The following is a 3,128-nucleotide window of genomic DNA, read 5'->3' as shown; positions in this document are numbered from 1 at the left end:
AACATCTTCCGGACGCTCCGCGTCCACCAATGATCCAGCACTCACTTTTGAATACTATTTTTTCTGGTATTTCTCCATTGCCAAAAGTGAGTGCTGGATCCAGATACGCTCCCACGCAGAGAGTGGAAACGATAAGAAAAAAACATCCGTGTCCTTCCGTGTGTTCCGTGGGCAAAACCTCTTGGCTTTCTTTGAAAATGAAACAGGATGTTGTTTAGAAATTTGTGCCAAGCGTCAAGCAAATCAGCTTTTCTGTAGTGATAATCCTCTGAACAGCCTTGGCAATTTCTCCCCAGTGCTTGCACTGTCAAGGGTAAGCATTCAGAAAAATGTCGCGGGGACTGTCCCCGGGCCGGTATCCGCCCCCCCTGAATGGTTACTGTCAAGGTAGGCCAGGTTTACTATTATGAAATTGTAAATCTGGCTTATCTCTTCATAAGCCCCCGGACTCAAGTGCTTTTGAAGAAGCTGTATCCAGGCGTTAAGCTGGGCAGGCCAGTATGCGGGCTGAAATCCGTGAGCCTGGTAAGTTCTCAAGACCCAGAAAACGGTATCCACAAGGACCTCGGGTCTGTAGTTCACAAGCAGGGCGGATAAGAACCGGGCATGATTATTGTGGTTGTCCAGCATCATTTCCCGGCTGTTCACCCCTGTGAGTTTTTCCAAATCTGATCTGGAACACATGATCTGGTTTAATTCGGCCACAATCTGAGGGACGGCTTCCTGAAATTCACTGGCGGTCTGCGCCGAAGGAGCCTTGATTTCAGAGGCCTTTTGTATCAGTTCCTGTCTGTTCATCTGGTATATTCCTTGTTTCAAATGTACGGGGCCGCATTAAAGAGCCTTTCCCCCGGCTTTCAAAGGCAGGCTGAAAAAAAAGGTGGTGCCATGGTCTACCTTGCTTTCCACCCAGATCTTGCCCATATGTCCCAGAATGATCTTGTGCACTATGGCCAGGCCAAGACCTGTGCTCTTCTCCCCGCCAGGGGCCTTGACGCTGGTTTTGGCAAAAGGCTGGTAAAGCTTCTGGATGTCTTCTTCCGGAATGCCCGGCCCTTTGTCCGTAACGGAAACTGTTACATGATTTCCGCTCAAAAACACGTGCACCTTGATCAGGCCCCCTTCCGGAGAAAACTTGACGGCGTTGGACAGCAGGTTGTGCATCACCTGTTCAATCTTCATGGAGTCCAGTTCCACAAAAGGAATGGCTTCGAAATGCTCCAGCCTGATCTGGACTTTTTTCTTTTCAGCCAGGATCTTGTTTATATCCACACTGGATTTGATGAGAGAGATGAGGTCAGTGGACTGATAATCCAGTTCCAGCTTACCGGCTTCGATACGGGCGATATCCAGCAGCTGGTCAAGCAGGGAAAGCATGAAATTACTTGAGCTGTGGATAATCTCCAGAAACTGGATGTATTCAGCACTTAAACTGTCACTGGCTTCTTCCAGCAAAAACTCGCTCAGATTGCGGATGGCTCCCAGGGGGTTGCGCAGGTCGTGGGCCGCCATGCCCAGGAAGTGGTTCTTGAGCTCATTCAACTTGGTCAGCTCTGTATTCTTTTTCTGAAGTTCCCTGTTTAAGTTGCTGAACTCATTATTGAGTTGTACCAGGTTCTTGCGCAGATCCTCTGTTTCCTGAAGATTGAGCTCACCTACAGCCAGGATTTTTCCTTCCTGCTCCATAAAGCGGAAATAAAAAGTCTGGGGCAGACCGGTATGAGAATTTACATTGAAAAGGTGCTGTCTGTCGCCCTGTTGCAAAGCGGTTCGCAGGTCAAAGGAACCTGTGAAATCCACTATCACCTCGCTCAGGTAACTGCCCGTGACATCCTTGCCCACCAGGTTGTGCGTAAACCTGTTGGCCTGCCGGATTCGACCGTCCCAATCCAGGGTTAAGAGAATCAGGGCCGCGTATTCAGCGAGATAATCATTCAGGGTCTTACCCGCAAAATCAGGGATCATGTCGTTATTCATATTCATGCAGCATTTTTTCAAGTTCTTTGATTGAAGAGATATATTTTACATTGGAGTACTGATCCTGGATATCCGTTCCTCCCCAGCGGAAGGCCTGCCCCCCTACTATAACCTGCTGACCGGGAAGTTCACTTTCCAACTGCTGCAAAATATTGTGCAGGTAGTCAATGTTGAAGAATAGGCTCATGGAAAGCGCCACAATCTCCGGCTGCTTGTTCCGGACAATACCCAGGAGGTCCTGAACAGGAGTGTTAGCCCCTAGAAAATAGCCATCCCACCCATTGATCTCAAAAATGTCTGCCACCATTTTGCCCCCTATCTGGTGGTACTCGTTGACCAGGCAGGACACCACGGCTTTTTTACCGACATGCTGGGCGGAAAAAATTTTGGGATAGGCCAGGCTCAGCAGACTTTCTGTGATTGAGGTGGCCATATGTTCTGTAGCCACTGAGATACGGTTGGTCTCCCACAGATAACCCACCTCGTAAAGGGAAGTCTGAAAGAGATCCAGGTAAAGATCGTAAATTGTCACATCCCTGTCAAGCAGGTCCTTGACTATCTTTGTGCACTCCATTCTGTTGCCCTGGAGAAGGGCCTGCAGATAGTTATTGTATAATTCACTGTTTATCATGGTTTTACCGACCATCAACATGGTTACAGGTCATGCAGAAATTTGTTCGTGTTCATTAATCTCCAGGCACAGCAAAAGATTCTTTTCCTGTATCTGTTTAGCGCTTTTAAGGAAAGCAGGGGACAGGCAACCCCGCACTTATTTTTAGCTGATGTGAAGATCATTACTGAAAAATAAGTGCGGGGAGAGCCAGTCCCCATGCCACATGCAAAGCGATAAACAGATACCTTTTCCTGCATAAATACAAAAAGTACAGACTCGAAATTTTGTGAAGCTGCATAATCATTAAACTTAGACAGGATTAACCACGCCAAAGACACGTGGCAGGCATAGATTGACAGGATTACCTTTTGGCCTGGCTTCCGCCTGTCACGCCTGTGGCGTGATTTAATTGCTCGTAGAGCAAGCCCGAAGGGCATTAAACTGGGAGCCAGGACAAAAATATTTTTCTCTTAATCCATCTCTTAATCCTGCCTGCCCGGTTAAACAAATCCGAAGGATTTCCTGCAAAGCAGGGTTT

General features: G+C 47.8%; 3 protein-coding genes. All 3 read right to left on the bottom strand.

All coding sequences use genetic code 11. The annotated features are described in order from the left end of the window. Positions 1–321 precede the first annotated feature (321 nt). The 3 genes from QZP87_RS10025 to QZP87_RS10015 are packed head-to-tail and all read right to left on the bottom strand — an operon-like array spanning position 322 to position 2,608. The gene (locus tag QZP87_RS10025; RefSeq protein ID WP_291322782.1) at positions 322–798 is read right to left on the bottom strand and encodes a hypothetical protein; all 477 of its coding nucleotides are present in this window, start codon (positions 796–798) and stop codon (positions 322–324) included. Positions 799–834: 36 nt separating this feature from the next. After that, positions 835–1,977, bottom strand: coding sequence for a HAMP domain-containing sensor histidine kinase (locus tag QZP87_RS10020; protein WP_291322781.1), 1,143 nt, complete (start codon positions 1,975–1,977; stop codon positions 835–837). Beyond that, on the bottom strand, positions 1,970–2,608 hold the full coding sequence (locus tag QZP87_RS10015; protein ID WP_291322780.1) for a cobalamin-dependent protein: 639 nt from the start codon (positions 2,606–2,608) through the stop codon (positions 1,970–1,972). The genes QZP87_RS10020 and QZP87_RS10015 overlap by 8 nt, the downstream gene beginning before the upstream one ends. Between the last annotated feature and the right edge of the window lie 520 nt (positions 2,609–3,128).

This window comes from Desulfonatronospira sp. (genome assembly GCA_003563255.1).
Lineage (GTDB): Bacteria > Desulfobacterota > Desulfovibrionia > Desulfovibrionales > Desulfonatronovibrionaceae > Desulfonatronospira.
The sequence above is the reverse complement of the archived record's forward strand: the minus strand, read 5'-3'. Positions and strand labels throughout refer to the sequence as shown.

Excerpts from the sequence above, each read along its gene's own strand:
- QZP87_RS10015 (WP_291322780.1), bottom strand. The coding sequence starts at position 2,608 with ATGATAAACAGTGAATTATACAATAACTATCTGCAGGCCCTTCTCCAG.
- QZP87_RS10025 (WP_291322782.1), bottom strand. The coding sequence starts at position 798 with ATGAACAGACAGGAACTGATACAAAAGGCCTCTGAAATCAAGGCTCCT.
- QZP87_RS10020 (WP_291322781.1), bottom strand. The coding sequence starts at position 1,977 with ATGAATAACGACATGATCCCTGATTTTGCGGGTAAGACCCTGAATGAT.